The organism is Hydrogenophaga sp. NH-16 (genome assembly GCF_004006415.1).
Taxonomy (GTDB): Bacteria; Pseudomonadota; Gammaproteobacteria; order Burkholderiales; family Burkholderiaceae_C; genus Hydrogenophaga; species Hydrogenophaga pseudoflava.
Window position 1 is genome coordinate 4,715,001 of sequence record NZ_CP029344.1, and the last position, 16,845, is coordinate 4,731,845.

11 protein-coding genes and 5 pseudogenes (1 of these 16 cut by a window edge) are annotated in these 16,845 nt (G+C 61.8%); 8 read left to right on the top strand and 8 right to left on the bottom strand.

Annotated features, from left to right (window positions below):
- From rho to DD542_RS22780, 6 genes and pseudogenes are all read left to right on the top strand, one after another.
- Positions 1-714 (top strand): annotated as a pseudogene (gene rho, locus DD542_RS22755) (transcription termination factor Rho); its annotated part reaches 378 nt to the left of the window's first position; the annotation flags it as partial.
- Positions 715-822: 108 nt separating this feature from the next.
- The gene (gene mnmE / locus DD542_RS22760) at positions 823-2,151 is read left to right on the top strand and encodes a tRNA uridine-5-carboxymethylaminomethyl(34) synthesis GTPase MnmE (protein ID WP_164868459.1); all 1,329 of its coding nucleotides are present in this window, start codon (positions 823-825) and stop codon (positions 2,149-2,151) included.
- 65 nt (positions 2,152-2,216) lie between these two features.
- A complete protein-coding gene (gene mnmG, locus DD542_RS22765) occupies positions 2,217-4,091 on the top strand; it encodes a tRNA uridine-5-carboxymethylaminomethyl(34) synthesis enzyme MnmG (protein WP_127807173.1) in 1,875 nt (624 codons plus the stop codon).
- Entirely contained in the window at positions 4,088-4,747 is a 660-nt protein-coding gene (gene rsmG / locus DD542_RS22770) for a 16S rRNA (guanine(527)-N(7))-methyltransferase RsmG (protein WP_206610705.1), read from the top strand. The genes mnmG and rsmG overlap by 4 nt, the downstream gene beginning before the upstream one ends.
- 148 nt (positions 4,748-4,895) lie before the next feature.
- The gene (locus DD542_RS22775; RefSeq protein WP_127807174.1) at positions 4,896-5,159 is read left to right on the top strand and encodes a hypothetical protein; all 264 of its coding nucleotides are present in this window, start codon (positions 4,896-4,898) and stop codon (positions 5,157-5,159) included.
- Between the two features lie 17 nt (positions 5,160-5,176).
- Positions 5,177-5,395 carry a hypothetical protein gene (locus tag DD542_RS22780; RefSeq protein ID WP_206610706.1) on the top strand — a complete coding sequence of 73 codons (219 nt, stop codon included), beginning with the start codon at positions 5,177-5,179 and terminating at the stop codon, positions 5,393-5,395.
- A gap of 158 nt (positions 5,396-5,553) precedes the next feature.
- On the opposite strand, the gene DD542_RS23740 is transcribed toward DD542_RS22780, so the two are convergent.
- From DD542_RS23740 to rpoC, 8 genes and pseudogenes are all read right to left on the bottom strand, one after another.
- Positions 5,554-5,787 carry a hypothetical protein gene (locus DD542_RS23740; RefSeq protein WP_206610707.1) on the bottom strand — a complete coding sequence of 78 codons (234 nt, stop codon included), beginning with the start codon at positions 5,785-5,787 and terminating at the stop codon, positions 5,554-5,556.
- A 35-nt stretch (positions 5,788-5,822) separates the two neighbouring features.
- Positions 5,823-6,440: a thiamine phosphate synthase gene (locus DD542_RS22790; protein WP_127807175.1), complete on the bottom strand. Its 618-nt coding sequence runs from the start codon at positions 6,438-6,440 to the stop codon at positions 5,823-5,825.
- Positions 6,437-7,211: pseudogene (locus tag DD542_RS22795) on the bottom strand (thiazole synthase). The gene DD542_RS22790 and the pseudogene DD542_RS22795 overlap by 4 nt, the downstream one beginning before the upstream one ends.
- 1 nt (position 7,212) lies before the next feature.
- Entirely contained in the window at positions 7,213-7,410 is a 198-nt protein-coding gene (gene thiS, locus DD542_RS22800; RefSeq protein ID WP_127807176.1) for a sulfur carrier protein ThiS, read from the bottom strand.
- On the bottom strand, positions 7,407-8,399 hold the full coding sequence (gene thiO, locus DD542_RS22805) for a glycine oxidase ThiO (protein WP_127807177.1): 993 nt from the start codon (positions 8,397-8,399) through the stop codon (positions 7,407-7,409). The genes thiS and thiO overlap by 4 nt, the downstream gene beginning before the upstream one ends.
- Before the next feature lies 1 nt (position 8,400).
- A pseudogene (thiC, locus tag DD542_RS22810) lies at positions 8,401-9,465 on the bottom strand (phosphomethylpyrimidine synthase ThiC); the annotation flags it as partial.
- Positions 9,466-9,512: 47 nt separating this feature from the next.
- Positions 9,513-9,995: pseudogene (locus tag DD542_RS24300) on the bottom strand (cytochrome-c peroxidase); the annotation flags it as partial.
- A gap of 295 nt (positions 9,996-10,290) precedes the next feature.
- Positions 10,291-14,112 (bottom strand): annotated as a pseudogene (gene rpoC / locus DD542_RS22820) (DNA-directed RNA polymerase subunit beta'); the annotation flags it as partial.
- Between the two features lie 9 nt (positions 14,113-14,121).
- Between rpoC and DD542_RS22825 the strand changes: the two are divergent.
- Together DD542_RS22825 and fba are read left to right on the top strand one after the other, a co-directional pair.
- Positions 14,122-15,717, top strand: coding sequence for a transketolase (locus DD542_RS22825; protein ID WP_241559829.1), 1,596 nt, complete (start codon positions 14,122-14,124; stop codon positions 15,715-15,717).
- Positions 15,718-15,763: 46 nt separating this feature from the next.
- Positions 15,764-16,843, top strand: a complete 1,080-nt coding sequence (gene fba / locus DD542_RS22830; protein WP_127807178.1) for a class II fructose-bisphosphate aldolase — start codon at positions 15,764-15,766, stop codon at positions 16,841-16,843.
- Positions 16,844-16,845 lie beyond the last annotated feature (2 nt).

Consider the following 16,845-nt stretch of genomic DNA (forward strand, 5'->3'; position numbering starts at 1 on the left):
ACCGGTAAGACCGTTCTCCTGCAGAACATCGCCCATTCCATCACGGCCAACCATCCGGAATGTTATCTCATCGTCTTGCTGATCGACGAGCGGCCGGAAGAAGTGACCGACATGCAGCGCTCGGTGCGCGGTGAAGTCGTGTCCTCGACCTTCGACGAGCCTGCCGTGCGCCACGTGCAGGTGGCCGAGATGGTGATCGAGAAGGCCAAGCGCCTGGTCGAACACGGTCGCGACGTGGTCATCCTGCTCGACTCGATCACGCGCCTCGGTCGCGCCTACAACACGGTCGTGCCGTCGTCCGGCAAGGTCCTCACCGGCGGTGTCGACGCCAACGCCCTGCAGCGCCCCAAGCGCTTCTTCGGTGCAGCTCGTAACATCGAGGAAGGCGGCTCGCTGACGATCATCGCGACGGCGCTGATCGATACCGGCAGCCGCATGGACGAAGTCATCTTCGAAGAGTTCAAGGGTACCGGCAACTCGGAAATCGTGCTCGACCGCAAGGTCGCCGACAAGCGCATCTTCCCGGCGATGGATATTCTGAAATCCGGTACCCGCAAGGAAGACCTGCTCGTACCGCGTCAGGATCTGCAAAAGATCTTTGTACTGCGTCGCATCCTGGCTCCCATGGGCACGACCGATGCGATCGAGTTCCTCATCGACAAGCTCAAGCAGACCAAGAACAATGGCGACTTCTTCGACTCGATGAACACCTGAGTCGGCACTCCGTCGGGCTATTGATGAGTATTCGGCGAGCGGCGGTTCACACTGCCGCTCGATTCGCTTCCGTATCGAACTCCGCGATGGGATATGAGGTCGATCGTCATGCGCATGACTGTCCGCGAAACAATCTTTGCTCTGTCGTCCGGCGCCCTGCCCTCGGGCGTGGCGATCGTGCGCATCAGTGGGTCAATGGCCGGCGCGATATGTCAGGAACTGGCGGGCAAACTTCCTGAGCCTCGCCAGGCCGCCCTTCGTTCGATTCGTTCCCGCAACGGTCTCATGCTCGACCAAGCGCTGGTGCTGTGGTTTCCAGCCCCGCATTCGTTTACCGGCGAGGATTGCCTCGAGTTTCATCTTCACGGTGGTCGTGCGCTGATCCGTATCGTGCTCGAGGAACTGGGTTCCTTTGACAATTGTCGGATGGCCGAGGCCGGAGAATTTTCCCGACGCGCCTTCGAGCACGGCAAACTGGATCTCGTCGAGATCGAAGGCCTCTCAGACCTTCTGGCAGCCGATACGGAGATGCAACGGCGTCTTGCCGTCGAACAAAGCAGCGGCGGCCTGTCTGCGGTGTATGAGACATGGCGGGCGAAGCTCGTCGAGGCCCGTGCGATGATCGAGGCGGAACTGGATTTCTCCGACGAAGGGGATATTCCAGGTTCGGTGTCGGAACGCGTGTGGGCCGATATGCACGACTTTGCCGCGGAACTCGAGCGGGCGCTGGCGAACCTGAAGACCGGAGAGATTATCCGCGACGGCTTCAAGGTGGTGATCGCGGGACGCCCGAACGCCGGAAAATCCAGCCTTCTCAATGCTTTGGCTGGACGCGATGTGGCTATCGTGACGGAGTATGAAGGGACAACGCGCGATATCCTGCATATCGAGCTCGATATAGGCGGGTTTGCGGTTCACTTCTATGACACGGCCGGTCTTCGCGAGACTGCCGAGCCGGTAGAACGTGAGGGAATCCGTCGCGCCTTGGCCAAGATGGAGGAAGCGGATCTTGTGCTCTCGTTGAGAGATGGTTCGGAGCCTGTTGATTTCGTCGAAGTGCCCGCCGGATTGCCGGTGATCCGGGTTCTCACCAAATGTGATCTGCCGATTGATTCGGATATGAAACCAACTGGCGATATTCTGGTTTCCAGCGCGTCGGGGTTGGGGATTGACAACCTTAAGGAGAAGGTCCTTTCCCACGTCGAGGCGAGGGTGGGGGCGTTTTCCCTTGCGATTCCCAGTCGCCTAAGGCATGGACAGCAGCTTAACGAAGCGCTTCATGAGGTCCGTCGGGCGATTGCCGATACCCATCTGGGCCTTGAGATGCGCGCCGAGCATCTTCGGCGGGCGTCAGACGCCCTGGCGCGAATAACCGGTCGCATTGATGTGGAAATGTTGCTCGGAAAGATCTTTTCCGAATTCTGCGTCGGCAAGTGATTCACGTGAAACAGGACCAATGCGCTGGGCGCGTTGGAAGTCTTGATTAACGGTTGAGGACTGAGATGACAGACAAGAGCTTTGATGTGCTCGTCATTGGCGGTGGCCATGCCGGTACGGAGGCTGCCGCTGCTGCTGCCCGCATGGGCGCGAATGTTGCCTTGCTGACGCATCGCGCGGATACGATCGGTGCCATGTCGTGCAATCCGGCGATCGGTGGCCTGGGCAAGGGCCATCTGGTGCGGGAGATCGATGCACTGGATGGCATCATGGGTCGGTGCGCGGATCTCGGCGGCATCCAGTTCCGCATGCTGAACCGGCGCAAGGGTCCGGCAGTCTGGGGTCCTCGCACGCAAGCCGATCGCAAGCTCTATCGTCTGGCCGTTCAGGCGGCTCTGGCGGAGTTGGACAACCTCCAGATCATCGAGGGCGATGTCGCATCCTTCTCTGTCGACAAGAGCGGCGCCGTGTGTGCCTTGACCCTGGCAGATGGACGGGAATTTGCCTGTCGCGCGGCGGTTCTGACCAGCGGCACTTTCTTGCGTGGCCTTATTCACATCGGTGATCGGAAGATCCCGGCTGGTCGAATCGGGGAAGCTCCGTCGCTTGGTCTCAGTGCTGGACTTGAGGCGGCTCAACTGAGAATGGGGCGACTGAAGACCGGTACGCCGGCTCGGCTGGATGGCAAGACGATCCACTGGGATAGCCTTGAGCGGCAAGAAGCCGATTCGGATCCGATACCATTTTCCTTCATGACCGATCGGATTGATACCCCGCAGATCAGCTGTGGTATAACCCGGACGACAGAAGAAACGCACAAGATTATCCGGGATAATATTCACCTTTCGGCCATGTATTCCGGTCAGATCGAAGGTATAGGACCGCGCTACTGTCCTTCTATCGAAGATAAGATCATGCGTTTCGGCGATAGGGATGGGCATCAAATCTTTCTTGAGCCCGAGGGATTGGATGACGATACTGTTTATCCCAACGGAATTTCCACTTCTCTTCCTGAAGAGGTCCAGGAGGCGTATATTCGTTCCATACCCGGATTGGAGGATGTGCAGATCCTGCAATTCGGTTACGCGATCGAGTATGACTATGTCGATCCTCGAGAGCTTCAGCCCACGCTCGAAGTGAAGAAGATCCCGGGGCTCTTCCTGGCTGGCCAGATCAATGGCACCACGGGCTATGAAGAGGCCGCAGCTCAGGGCCTGGTTGCGGGGATCAATGCCGCTCGGCTCGCTGGTGGTAACGACGGGGTCGTGTTCAGCAGAACACAGTCGTATATCGGCGTGATGATCGATGATCTGACGAGTGCGGGGGTGACCGAGCCCTATCGCATGTTTACGTCGAGGGCCGAATATAGGCTTTCCCTGCGTGCCGACAATGCGGATATGCGCCTGACTCCCCTCGGCATGGAACTTGGTTGCGTGGGAAGCGCACGAGCGTCGCGTTTCAGCACCTATGCTTCGCATCGGATATCGAAGTATGCGGAACTCGAGGAGCTGACCGTTACGCCGGTCGAGGCGATGAGTGCCGGCATTTCCGTGAATCAGGATGGCAAGCGGCGCACAGCGCGTGAACTACTCTCCTATCCGGACCTTGGCTGGTCCGACCTATGCCGCATATGGCCGCATCTCAGCGATGTCCCGGACCAGATCGCAGCGGGCGTTTCGATCGATGCTCTCTATTCGAACTACATCATTCGACAAACCGCCGATATTAGTGACGTGATGAGCGAGGAAGACCGTCGTATTCCTGCGGATTTTGAATATTCGGAACTGCCCGGGCTGTCGAACGAGCTCAAGCAGAAATTGACTGCCACCCGCCCGTGGTCGGTCGCTCAGGCGAAGAAGATCAATGGGATGACGCCGGCCGCGGTTTCGTTGTTGATCGCTTGCCTGCGGAAAGCTGAGCCGATGCGCAGGGCGGGATGATGAAAGAGAAGAATTTCATGGAGGTCCTTGGTGTAAACGTTTCACGTGAAACGCTCGAACGCTTCGATCGTTTTACGAGTCTTTTTCAGAGGTGGGCGCGAACGATCAACCTCGTTGCGCCGTCCACCAAGGATAATCTCTGGGAACGACACATTGCCGACAGCGCGCAGATCTTCAAGATTGCTCCGGGACCGAAACATTGGATCGACCTCGGAAGCGGCGGCGGCTTCCCCGGCGTCATCACCGCAATACTGCTGGCGGAACGAGGTGCTGGTTGGGTCGACATGGTGGAGAGCAACCATAAGAAGGCCAGTTTCCTTCGCATGGCGATCACCGAAACTGGTGCTCGGGGTGCCATTCACGCCATACGAATCGAGGATGCGCAAACGAAACTGCCAGACTGCGACGCCATTTCCGCCAGAGCGCTGGCTGAACTCGACCATTTGATCGCGCTTGCGGAACCATGGACGGTCCGTAATCCTTTGCTCCGCTGCTACTTCCACAAAGGTCGGGATTACCAGCAGGAAATCGAGAAAGCCCGTGGTCGGTGGGGCTTCGATCTGATAGTACACCAGAGTGCCATCGAGCCTGACTCCGTCATTCTGGAGCTGGCGAAAATCCGGCGCCTTAGTCAACCAGCGGCAGGTGCGGAATGACTCTCGAGAAAAATCGGATCATCACCATTGCGAACCAGAAGGGTGGCGTCGGGTGAACGCTTCATTCGTCCGTCTCCTTGATGTGACGGACCCTACCAAAATCTGGAGGAAGTTCAGGGGCTCAGGTCACAACTGGCAGAACAGTCTGATGCAGGGCGAGGTCGTCGTGAGAGCCATTTCGCCCGGCGATGCCCGACTTGTGGCAGCCGAGGCGGAAGGGGATTTCCCGGATCTTGCGGCGAAGCCGGCCGAGGGGATTTCCACCACTCGAAGCTCCGCCTTCCTGAATGAAAAGCTCTACACCGTCATTCTCGAAGGAGACGTGGATCAAACGGGGGCCTGCGATCGGGGGGTGATCGACGGAAGGGTCAATACCTTGGCCGAAGCCCGCAGGGCGAAAGAGAAAAGCTAACATCAAGGAGAAGTAAAATGGCCATCAACGAACCGCGTGACGGCATCCCTGGCACGACCAGCCAGTCCCCGCGTTGGGAAGGTCCCAAGGAGAATAGGCCGCGAGGCTATCTTCCGGCAAAGGACGATCCCGATATCGACCGCGATGCAGTGGGCGAGAATCTGCAGGACCCCCGCAAAAAGACCGTGACTGATGCGATGAAGACCGGGGATCGGCCAGTCAAGGCGCCGCAGTAACGTTCGCCTGCGAGTGGACTTCCAAGGAGCTTTCGTCACCGGGGCGGGTCCGGCTCCAGCGGGAATCTCCGCCCCTGAACCGCCGGCAAACCACAGACATGGTCATCAAACAGATATTCGAATGAGCGATGCGAAGACGACGAATATGCACTGAACAATCAAGGGTTGGGTCGAAAAGTGCCAAAGGACGGCCTGCCAAGGGTGTTGCTGCTGGCGGTGGCAACGGGATTCTCCGCATCGACTTCGGGCGAGCTGGAAGAAGGCTTCAGCGAGATTGAGTGGGACGAATTCTTCGCGATCTTCAAAAAGTCGAAGCTGTCCTTCTTTATCAGGACGACACATCCGGCGGAAAGACTAACCATTTCAAAAAATTCGTCTCCAGGCAGGAACACGGGCTGCGTGTTCGTTAGATCATAACGGCGCCGCCTTAAGCCGGATCGCCGCGCCGCTTAGCCGTTTTCTCGATCCACTTTCGAGTCCTGTCCTCCGGCCTGGCGTTCAAGGATATATCCGTGACGACGGCCGCGCTGTCGGCTCCATGGAAAAAGACGCCGTCAAGCCGGTCTAGGGTGAGGCCGCCGATCGCAACCAACGGCAGCGTACCGATCCTCCGTCGCCAGACGGAAAGCTTGTTCAGGCCTTGGGGCGCCCATTTCATCTGCTTAAGGATTGTCGGATAGACCGGCCCGAGCGCCACGTAGTCCGGCTCCGCCGCAAGGGCCGTTTCAAGTTCCGCCTCGTCATGGGTGCTGATGCCGAGCTTCATGCCAGCGGCGCGGATCGCCGCCACGTCGGCTTCGGCGAGGTCTTCCTGACCGAGGTGAACGAAATCGCATCCCTCGTCGATGGCGATCTGCCAGTAGTCATTGATGATCAGCTGGCAACCCGCCCCCGCGCAGAGGATGCGCGAACGGCGGATTTCTTCGCGGAGCGCTGCGTGCGGCATGTCCTTGATACGCAATTGCACGAGCCTGACCCCGAGGGGTATGAGGCGCTCGAGCCATGCGGCGCTGTCGACGATCAGGTAGAACGGATCGAGCCTCATGCAAAAACTCCCTTGCCGATGACGGGCGTGGAAGGAACGGCCATGTCGCGCGGTGGAAGAAGGCCGGCGCGATGGGCTCTTCGGCCGGCGGCGATGGCTTCCGCGAAGGCTTCGGCCATCGCCGGGGGATCGCCGGCTCCGGCGACCGCGGTATTGAGGAGGACAGCATCGAAGCCGAGTTCCATCACCGCAGCGGCATGGGACGGACGGCCGATCCCGGCATCGACGATGAGCGGAATGTCCGCGAATTCCGCCCGCATCGCACGAAGTCCCGAAACGTTCTGGGGCCCGGCGGCAGTGCCGATCGGTGCGCACCATGGCATTAGAACCTTGCAGCCCGCGGCAAGCAGCCGCTCGCCTGCCACCAGGTCGTCGGTCGTATAGGGAAAGACCTCAAAGCCTTCGGCGGAGAGGATGCGTGCCGCCTCGACCAGTTGGAACAGGTCCGGCTGAAGAGTGTCGTGGTGGCCGATCAGTTCGAGCTTGATCCCAGTTGGTGCCGAAGAGATCGCGCGCCATCTTCGCCGTCAGCACGGCTTCCGAGATGCTGTGGCAGCCAGCGGTGTTGGGCAGTACCCGTACGCCGAAGCCGCGGACGAAGTCGAAGAAGGCGCTGCCGGTCCTGCCGCCGGCGGTCTCCCGCCGCAAGGAGACGGTGACGATCTCGGTGCCGGAGCGGCGTGCAGCTTCAGCGAGGATCGCAGGTGAGGGGTAGCGCGCCGTGCCGAGGAGGAGGCGGGAGGTGATCTGCGTCCCATAGAGTTGCAGCATCTCAGCCTCCCTGCATCGGCGAGAGGATCTCGATCCGGTCGCCGTTTGTGAGCCGGCAGGCGGTACGGTCCTCGCGGTGAACGAGCTCGCCATTGACCGCGGTCGCCAGCCATTCGCCCTCGTATTCGAGGACGATGAGGAGGTCGGCAAGCGTCACGGCGGCGCTTTCGACGGTTTCACCGTTCACGATGTAGGTCATTGCAGCGCTCCCTGGGCCTGGAAGGGGTCATGGTCGGCGGCACAGAGCCTGTCGGCCAACTGCCCCGCCATTGCGGGGGCGAGCAGGAAGCCGTGGCGGTGCATGCCGGCGATCGAAAAGCCGTCCTCCTGCTCGAGCACGCGCGGCAGGTTGTCGGCGAAGGCGGGGCGGACGCCGACGCCGGTCTCGACGAGTCGGGCCTCGCCGAAGGCGGGATGCACTGCGTAGGCGGCGTTCAGGAGCTCCATTACAGAACGCGCCGTGATGGGACCGTCGTCGTCCGTCTCGATCATCGTCGCCCCGACCATGAAGCGATGGTCCTCGCGCGGCACGATGTAGAGCGGATGGCGGGGATGAAGCAGGCGGACGGGCCGCGAAAGGGTGATCTCCGCGGTTGCGAGGAAGAGCATCTCACCGCGCACACCGCGCAATCCTGGCGTCGAGGCGATCGCCGCCGCGCCGGTGCATTCGACGACCGCCGAATAGACCGTTTCCGGCGCTTCGATGCAGCCGAGGTGAAAGCGCACGCCTTTTTCGACCAGCGCCTCGTAGAGCCCGGTCATCACCTTGCGCGGGTCTAGATGGGCCTCTTCGGGGAAGAACAGCGCGCGGTCGAAGCGGCCGGCGAGATCCGGCTCGAGTTCGCCGATCGTATTTCCGCCCACCCATTCGTATCCGCGTGTGCGGGAGGCGAAGCGGTCGAGCTCGACGCTGTCGCGGCTGGCGGCGATGACCAGCGTCCCCTTGCGGAACACTTCGCCGGGGACGGCCTGCGCCCACCAGTCGGCAGAGGGAAGCCCGAGCGTGAGCGCCGCTTCCTCAGCCGCCTCGCGTTCGCAGTAGGGTGAGAGCATCCCGCCGGCATAGGTGGAGGCACCCGTACCGACCCTGTCGGCGGCGTCCATCACCTCGACGGCGATGCCGCGGCGGGAAAGTTCGAAGGCTGCGGTGAGGCCGGCGACTCCGGCCCCCTTGATCAGAACCGTCATCTCACTCTCCCGGCTGCGCTTCGGCTGCGTCCGCGACCGGCATGTAGAGGTCGCCGCCCTTGCGGTATTTCGCGGCCATCGCTTCCAGCCCTTCCTTCTGCGCCTCCGCCCTCAAATCGTGGGAAATGCGCATGGAGCAGAATTTCGGCCCGCACATCGAACAGAAATGGGCGACCTTGTGCGCTTCCTTCGGCAAGGTCTCGTCGTGCATGGAGCGGGCGGTCTCCGGGTCGAGCGACAGGTTGAACTGGTCTTCCCAGCGGAACTCGAAGCGGGCGCGCGACAGCGCATCGTCGCGAACCTGCGCGGCGGGGTGACCCTTGGCGAGATCGGCGCCGTGGGCGGCGATCTTGTAGGTGATGACCCCGGTCTTGACGTCGTTGCGGTCCGGCAGTCCCAAGTGCTCCTTCGGCGTGACGTAGCAGAGCATGGCCGTGCCGAACCAGCCGATCATGGCGGCGCCGATGCCGGAGGTGATGTGGTCATAGCCCGGCGCGATATCCGTGGTCAGCGGCCCGAGCGTATAGAACGGCGCCTCGCCGCAGACCTTCAGCTGCTTGTCCATGTTCTCCTTGATCTTGTGCATCGGCACATGGCCGGGGCCTTCGATCATCACCTGGCAATCCTTTGCCCAGGCGATCTGCGTGAGTTCACCGAGCGTTTCCAGCTCGGCGAACTGCGCGGCGTCGTTGGCATCGGCGATCGAGCCAGGGCGCAGGCCGTCGCCGAGCGAAAAGGAGACGTCGTAAGCGCGGGCTATGTCGCAGATCTCCTCGAAATGCTCGTAGAGAAAGCTCTCCTTGTGATGATGCAGACACCACTTGGCCATGATCGAGCCGCCGCGGCTGACGATGCCGGTGACGCGGTTGACGGTGAGCGGAATGTAATGGAGCCGCACGCCGGCATGGATGGTGAAATAGTCGACGCCCTGTTCGGCCTGTTCGATCAGCGTGTCGCGATAGATCTCCCAGCTGAGGTCCTCGGCGATACCGCCGACCTTTTCCAGCGCCTGGTAGAGCGGCACGGTGCCGATCGGCACGGGGGCGTTGCGGATGATCCAGTCGCGCCGGGGAAGGACGCCTTGAACCAGGTGACATAGTCCGGCATGGATTTCAGCGTGGCAACGACCTGATCGGGCGTGTTGGCCATTTCAACACCGGCCTGGACCGGGCCCTTGGCCTGTGCCGCCAGGTCGTCTGCCCGGCCGTCCCAGAACTGGGCGCTGTTGAAGACGGCGTTGAACACCGTCGGCGAGTTGCGTGGACCCTTTTGCCAGCCGTGGCCGATCGAGGTCTCGAGATTGTCGTCGCCACCGGTGCCGAGATTGTGGCACGAATTGCACGAGAAAACGCCCGAAGCCGAAATCCGCGGATCGAAGAACAGCGCCTTTCCGAGCGCGATCTTGTCAGGAGTGATCGGGTTGTTGGTCACTGCCGGCGTGGTTGACGGCAGGGGCTTGAAAATTTCCAGGGCTGACGCCCGCAAATCTGCCGGGGCAGGATCGGCAGCAAATGCCGTCGTTGCCAGGACCAGGACTGCGGCCGAAGTAAATAAGCTTTTCATTATAGCCTCCGTTCGGTTGTGAACGAAGATCATTTTAGAATGATTATAATGTGCAGCCTTGTTCTAGATCAATGAATAGAGCCAGGGCTTGGAGGGTGCAAACAAAAAAGGCGCCCGGAAGCCCCGGGCGCCTGTCATTCGTCAAACTTGCGATGCGACATAATCGCCCGCAGGTCGGCGGCCCTTATTCGGCGGCCGGAGCCTCTTCGGCCGAGGCCAAATCCTGCAGCATCGGGGTGGCCAGATCGGCGCCCGTGCCCTTGCGGCGTTCCTCGAGGATCAGTTCGTCGCGCGAGGAAGCGATGCGGCGGATCTGCGTCATGGTGCCGCCGGTACCAGCCGGGATCAGGCGGCCGACGATGACGTTCTCCTTGAGGCCCTGCAGGGTGTCGGTCTTGCCGGCGATCGCAGCTTCCGTGAGAACCTTGGTGGTCTCCTGGAAGGATGCGGCCGAGATGAACGACGGGGTCTGCAACGAAGCCTTGGTGATGCCGAGAAGGACCGGTTCGCCGTAAGCCGGCTTCTTGCCTTCCTCGATCAGACGCTCGTTGTTGTCGTCCAGTTCGATCCGGTCGACATTGTCGCCGACGATGTACTGGCTGTCGCCAGCATCGGTGATCTCGACCTTCTGCAGCATCTGGCGAACAATCACCTCGATGTGCTTGTCGTTGATCACGACGCCCTGCAGGCGATAGACTTCCTGAATCTCGTTGACGAGGTACGAGGCGAGTGCCTCGACGCCCTTGATCGCCAGGATGTCATGCGGTGCCGGGTTACCGTCGAGGATGTAGTCACCCTTTTCGATATAGTCGCCGTCCTGAAGATGGAAGGGCTTGCCCTTCGGGATCAGGTACTCGACCGGCTCGACGCCGTCTTCCGCCGGCTCGATGATGACGCGACGCTTGTTCTTGTAGTCGCGGCCCAGCCGGATCGTACCATCGATTTCGGCGATGATGGCGTGGTCCTTCGGACGACGGGCCTCGAACAGTTCGGCAACACGCGGCAGACCGCCGGTGATGTCCTTGGTCTTGGCGCTTTCCAGCGGCGAACGCGCGAGAACGTCACCCTGGGAGACCTTCTGGCCCGGTTCGACCGAGAGAATCGCGTCGACCGAGAGCTGGAAGCGGGCTTCGCCACCACGCGACAGCTTCAGCACGTTACCGGAGGCGTCCTTGATGACGATCGCCGGCTTGAGGTCCGAACCGCGCGGGGTCGAACGCCAATCGATGACCTGACGCTTGGTGATGCCGGTCGATTCGTCGGTCGCCTCGAGCACCGAGAGACCGTCGACCACGTCCTCGAAATGCACGATGCCTTCGACTTCCGTCATCATCGGGCGGGTATAGGGGTCCCACTCGGCCAGACGCTGGCCGCGCTTCACCTTGTCGCCATCATCGACGAAGACCTTCGAACCGTAAGCCACGCGCTGCGAGGAGCGCTCGACGCCACGCTCGTCGAGGAGCGTCACGGCCATGCTGCGGCCCATGGCAATGAGATTGCCTTCGGAATTGCGCAGCATGTTGCGGTTCTTGATCTGCACCGTACCTTCGTACGAGGCTTCCAGGAACGACTGGTCGACCACGGTCGCGGTACCGCCCAGGTGGAAGGTACGCATGGTGAGCTGGGTGCCCGGCTCGCCGATCGACTGTGCCGCGATGACGCCGACGGCTTCGCCCATGTTGACCGGCGTGCCGCGGGCCAGATCTCGACCGTAGCAGATCGAGCAGACGCCCGTCTGCACTTCGCAGGTCAGAGCGGAACGGATGCGGATCGACTGGATACCGGCCTTTTCGATCTCGACGACATCGGCCTCGAGGATCATGCGGCCGGCATCGACGATACGCTCGCCGGTGACCGGATGGTCGATGTTGTCGAGCGCCGTACGGCCGAGAACGCGCGCGCCGATCGATGCAACGACCTGACCGGCGTCGACGATCGCCGTCATGGTCAGGCCCTTGTCGGTGCCGCAATCCACGAGGTTGACGATGCAATCCTGCGCCACGTCGACGAGACGACGGGTCAGGTAGCCGGAGTTCGCGGTCTTCAAGGCGGTGTCGGCCAGACCCTTACGGGCACCGTGGGTCGAGTTGAAGTACTCGTTAACGGTCAGGCCTTCCTTGAAGTTCGAGATGATCGGCGTCTCGATGATTTCGCCCGACGGCTTGGCCATCAGGCCGCGCATGCCGCCCAGCTGGCGCATCTGGTTCGGAGAACCACGAGCACCCGAGTGCGACATCATGTAGATGGCGTTCATCGGCTTCTGGCGACCCGTTTCCGGATCGAACTCGACGGCCTTAATGCGGGCCATCATGTCCTCGGCGACCTTTTCGGTTGCCTTGCCCCAGGCGTCGACGACCTTGTTGTACTTCTCACCCTGGGTGATCAGACCGTCATTGTACTGCTGTTCGTATTCCTTGACCAAGGACTCGGTGTCGCCAACGATCTTCGCCTTGGTTTCCGGAATGACCATGTCGTCCTTGCCGAACGAAATGCCGGCGCGGCAGGCGTGGCTGAAGCCCAGCTGCATGATGCGGTCGCAGAAAATGACCGTGTCCTTCTGGCCGCAGTGGCGATAGACCGTGTCGATCATCTTGGAGATGTTCTTCTTGGTCATTTCCTGGTTGCAGATGTCGAACGGCACGTTGACGTTCTTCGGCAGAAGTTCGCCGATGATCATGCGACCCGGGGTCGTTTCATAGATCTTCGAAACCGGCTTGCCTTCGGCGTCAACCGTCTTGAAGCGGCCCTTCACCTTGGAGTGCAGGGTAACGACCTTGTTTTCCAGGGCGTGCTGCAGCTCGCCCATGTCGGAGAAGGCCATGCCCTCGCCCGGCTCGTTCTGGTTCTGGATCGACAGGTAGTAGAGGCCGAGAACCATGTCCTGCGACGGAACGATGATCGGTGCGCCATTGGCCGGGTGCAGGATGTTGTTCGTCGACATCATCAACACGCGGGCTTCAAGCTGGGCTTCGAGCGACAGCGGCACGTGAACGGCCATCTGGTCGCCGTCGAAGTCGGCGTTGAAGGCCGTGCAGACGAGCGGGTGCAACTGGATGGCCTTGCCTTCGACCAGGATCGGTTCGAAGGCCTGGATGCCCAGGCGGTGCAGCGTCGGTGCGCGGTTCAGGAGAACCGGATGCTCGCGGATGACCTCGTCGAGGATATCCCAGACTTCCGGCTTTTCCTTTTCGACCAGCTTCTTGGCCTGCTTGACGGTCGAGGAATAACCCTTGGCGTCGAGGCGGGCATAGATGAACGGCTTGAACAGTTCGAGCGCCATCTTCTTCGGCAGGCCGCACTGGTGCAGCTTCAGTTCCGGGCCGGTCACGATGACCGAACGGCCGGAATAGTCGACGCGCTTGCCGAGCAGGTTCTGGCGGAAGCGGCCCTGCTTGCCCTTGAGCATATCGGACAGCGACTTCAGCGGACGCTTGTTGGCGCCGGTGATGACGCGGCCGCGACGGCCGTTGTCAAACAGCGCGTCCACGGATTCCTGCAGCATGCGCTTTTCGTTGCGGATGATGATGCCAGGCGCGCGCAGTTCGATCAGGCGCTTCAGACGGTTGTTACGGTTGATGACGCGGCGATAGAGATCGTTGAGGTCGGACGTCGCGAAACGACCGCCATCGAGCGGCACCAGCGGGCGCAGGTCCGGCGGGATGACCGGGACGACCTTCATGATCATCCATTCCGGACGGTTGCCGCTCTCCATGAAGTTCTCGACGATCTTCAGGCGCTTCATCAGCTTCTTCTGCTTGAGATCCGAAGTGGTCTCAGCCAGTTCGGCACGCAGGTCGCCGGCGATCTTCTCGAGGTTCATCGAGGCCAGCATTTCATAGATGGCTTCGGCGCCGATCATCGCGGTGAACTGGTCTTCACCATATTCATCCACGGCCAGCATGTATTCCTCTTCCGAGAGGAGCTGGTGCTCCTTGAGGGCGGTCAGGCCCGGCTCGGTGACGATATAGTTCTCGAAATAGAGAACGCGTTCGACATCCTTCAGCGTCATGTCGAGCAGCGTCGAGATGCGCGAGGGAAGCGACTTCAGGAACCAGATGTGGGCAACGGGAGCGGCGAGCTCGATATGGCCCATGCGCTCGCGGCGAACGCGCGACAGTGTGACTTCGACGCCGCACTTTTCGCAGATGATGAACAGATGATGGCCGCCCGCTTCGGTTCGTCGCTCTCAGATCACTTCACCTATGTCGTCGCCGGCGACGGCTGCCTCCAGGAGGGGATCAGCCACGAGGCGATCGATCTGGCCGGACACCTGAAGTTGCGCAAACTCGTCGTGCTGTGGGACGACAACCAAATCTCCATCGACGGCGCGACCGAGCTTTCCACCTCCATGGACCAACTCGCCCGCTTCCGTGCCGCCGGCTGGGACGCACAAGCCGTGGACGGCCATGATCCGGAAGCGGTCGCCAAGGCGATCGAGCGTGCCCGCAAGAGCCGCAAGCCATCGCTGATCGCCTGCCGCACGAGGATCGGCAAGGGGGCCGCCAGCATGGAGGGATCGCACAAGACCCATGGCGCCGCCCTCGGCGACAAGGAAATCGCCGCCACGCGGGAAAAGCTCGGCTGGCCCCATCCGCCCTTCTTCATCCCGTCCGACATCAAGTCGGCGTGGGAAGGCGTGGCCATCCGGGGCAAGGCTGTCCGAACAGCCTGGGAAATTCGCAGGGAGACATCCCGCTCGCGCAAGCGCTATGAGCAGACCATCGGCCGCGATCTCGGCGCCGAGGTCGGGCGTCGGCTGGCGAAGTTCCGCGCAGAGCACCAGGCGAAATCCACCAAGGTCGCAACACGCCAGGCTTCGCAAATGGCGCTGGAAGTGATCAACGGCGCGACAGACCTGACGATCGGCGGCTCGGCGGATCTCACCGGTTCCAACCTCACCATGACCTCGCAGACGGCCCCGATCGCCGCCGGCAACTTCAAGGGTCGCTACCTGCACTATGGCATCCGCGAGCACGGCATGGCAGCCGCGATGAACGGCATCGCGCTGCATGGCGGCTTCATCCCCTATGGCGGCACCTTTCTCGTGTTCTCCGACTATGCCCGGGGCGGGATGCGGCTCTCGGCGCTGATGGGCCTGCCGGTCGTCTACGTGCTGACCCATGATTCCATCGGCCTTGGCGAAGACGGACCGACCCACCAGCCGGTCGAGCATCTCGCCATGCTGCGCGCCACGCCGAACCTCAACGTCTTCCGCCCGGCCGACATCATCGAGACGGCCGAATGCTGGGAGATTGCGCTCACCGAAAAGGCGACGCCGAGCGTGCTGGCACTCTCCCGCCAGGCCCTGCCCATGCTGCGCACCGTCCCCGGCGACGAGAACCTCTCCGCCCGCGGCGCCTATGTCTTGCGGGAAGCCAAGGGGCCACGCGACGTGACGCTTCTCGCCACCGGCTCCGAGGTCGAGATCGCTGTCGCTGCGGCCGACAAGCTCCGCTCCGAAAAAGGCATAGAGGCGGCCGTCGTCTCGATGCCAAGCTGGGAGAAGTTCGAGGCGCAGGACGAGGCCTACCAGAACAAGACCCTCGGCAGCGCACCACGCATCGCCATCGAGGCCGCCGGCCGGCTCGGCTGGGACCGCTGGATGGGATCGCGCGGCAGCTTCATCGGCATGCAGGGCTTTGGCGCTTCGGCCCCGGCTGGCGAACTCTACAAGCATTTCGGCATCACCGCCGAGCATGTCGTCGCGGAAGCGCTACGGCTCATCGGCCACAACAAGGGCGGGCGCGGCCGATGACAAGAACCTCCAATCCCACCCCCGCACACAGAGAGGACGCCTGACCATGGCCCGCATCACGCTTCGTCAATTGCTCGACCATGCCGCCGAACGCGGCTACGGCGTGCCTGCCTTCAACATCAACAACATGGAACAGGGCCTCGCCATCATGCAGGCGGCCAAGGCCTGCGATGCGCCGGTCATCCTGCAGGCCTCGCGCGGCGCCCGCACCTATGCCAACGACATCATGCTGGCCAAGATGATGGAAGCGCTGGAACTGATGTATCCGGACATTCCGCTCTGCATCCACCAGGATCATGGCGACCGGGTCTCCACCTGCCTGTCCGCGATCCAGCACGGCTTCACCTCGGTGATGATGGACGGCTCGCTGAAAGAGGACGCCAAGACGCCTGCCGACTATGCCTACAATGCCGGCATCACCGCCGAAGTGGCGCGTCTGGCCCATATGGTCGGCGTCTCGGTCGAAGGCGAACTCGGCTGCCTGGGTTCGCTCGAGACCGGCCATGGCGAGGCCGAGGACGGCCATGGTTTCGAAGGCGCGCTCGACCGCTCGCAATTGCTGACCGATCCCGACGAAGCCGCCCGCTTCGTCGCCGAGACCGGCGTCGATGCGTTGGCGGTCGCGATCGGCACCTCGCACGGCGCCTACAAGTTTACCCGCAAGCCGACCGGCGAAGTGCTCGCAATGGACGTGATCGAGAAGATCCACCGCCGGCTTCCCGACACCCATATCGTCATGCACGGCTCCTCCTCGGTCCCTGAGGAATGGCAGGAGATCTTCAACGCCCATGGCGGCGAGATGCGCGAGACCTATGGCGTGCCGGTCGAGGAGATCGTCCGGGGTATTCGGTTCGGCGTGCGCAAGGTCAATATCGATACCGACCTGCGCCTGGCCGCCGCCGCCGAATTCCGCCGCGTCGCCGATACTCGCCGCGACGAATTCGATCCGCGCAAGTTCCTCAAGCCCGCCATGGATGCCATGGCCTCCGTCTGCAAGGCCCGCTTCGAGGCCTTCGGCACGGCGGGCAATGCGTCGCGCATCAAGGTCATCCCGATGAGCGACATGGCCAAACGCTATGCGAGCGGCAGCCTGAAACCCTCAAACGCGCGGTCTGAAGCCGCCTGAAC

Coding starts and splice junctions, on each gene's coding strand:
- DD542_RS22780 (WP_206610706.1), top strand. CDS start 5,177: ATGGCCATCAACGAACCGCGTGACGGCATCCCTGGCACGACCAGCCAG.
- DD542_RS22775 (WP_127807174.1), top strand. CDS start 4,896: ATGCAGGGCGAGGTCGTCGTGAGAGCCATTTCGCCCGGCGATGCCCGA.
- DD542_RS22825 (WP_241559829.1), top strand. CDS start 14,122: ATGGCCGCCCGCTTCGGTTCGTCGCTCTCAGATCACTTCACCTATGTC.
- fba (WP_127807178.1), top strand. CDS start 15,764: ATGGCCCGCATCACGCTTCGTCAATTGCTCGACCATGCCGCCGAACGC.
- rsmG (WP_206610705.1), top strand. CDS start 4,088: ATGATGAAAGAGAAGAATTTCATGGAGGTCCTTGGTGTAAACGTTTCA.
- DD542_RS22790 (WP_127807175.1), bottom strand. CDS start 6,440: ATGAGGCTCGATCCGTTCTACCTGATCGTCGACAGCGCCGCATGGCTC.
- mnmE (WP_164868459.1), top strand. CDS start 823: ATGCGCATGACTGTCCGCGAAACAATCTTTGCTCTGTCGTCCGGCGCC.
- thiS (WP_127807176.1), bottom strand. CDS start 7,410: ATGACCTACATCGTGAACGGTGAAACCGTCGAAAGCGCCGCCGTGACG.
- thiO (WP_127807177.1), bottom strand. CDS start 8,399: ATGACGGTTCTGATCAAGGGGGCCGGAGTCGCCGGCCTCACCGCAGCC.
- mnmG (WP_127807173.1), top strand. CDS start 2,217: ATGACAGACAAGAGCTTTGATGTGCTCGTCATTGGCGGTGGCCATGCC.